Annotated in this window: 1 pseudogene; it reads right to left on the bottom strand. The window is 71.0% G+C overall.

The annotated features are described in order from the left end of the window. Window positions 1–427 (bottom strand): annotated as a pseudogene (locus B4L36_RS06680) (DUF533 domain-containing protein); the annotation flags it as partial. Window positions 428–682 lie beyond the last annotated feature (255 nt).

Genomic DNA, 682 nt, shown 5'->3' with positions numbered 1-682 from the left:
CGCCCAGCAGGTCGCCCAGACCGCCGCCGCTGCCACCGCGAGGGGCGTCGCCCGTTCTGCCGGCGCCCGAAAGCTGGCCCAGCAACCCGCCCAGCCCGCTGCCCGACGCGGACCCGCCCGCGCCAAGTCCGTCCAGCAAACCGCCCAGGCCCCCGCGGGCGCCGCCCGACCCGCGACCGCCATAGGCCTGGCCCGTCCCCGCCTGACTGCCCGAACGGCCGCCCAGGACCTGGCCCAGCCGGTCGCGCAGATTGCCCTGGCCCTGTCCATCGAGATTGTTGCCGAACAGGTCGTCCAGCAGCCCGCCGCCCCGACCATCCGCGCGACCACGCTGCGAGGATCCGGACTGATTGCGCATCACCGCGCCGATTCCCTTGGCCAGCATGACTCCGGCGGCGACGCGGGCAAGTGTTTTCATCAGGCTCATGACGTGGTCCTTTCGGCTGGGGCCGCCCGGCGGGGCGGCGCGTCAGCACGCGAACCCGCATCCGGCCCGACCGGTTCCCGGCGTCACGACAATCTTGCGTCGGGCGGGGCGGCTTTTGCCTTGGAAATGCAGGCTTGCGGAGGCTTGATTTTTCCGGGGCCGGCTTATACATCGCGGCGCACGTCAATTCGGGGCCATCTCATGCCACGCCCCGCGATCAGGAGGCCCTAGATGGCAAAGGCAAAGTTTGAACGG

This window comes from Paracoccus sp. UBA889, from assembly GCA_002294185.1.
In the GTDB taxonomy this organism is placed as follows: domain Bacteria; phylum Pseudomonadota; class Alphaproteobacteria; order Rhodobacterales; family Rhodobacteraceae; genus Paracoccus.
Note: the sequence above shows the minus strand (reverse complement) of the source record. Positions and strands in the feature narration are given on the sequence as shown.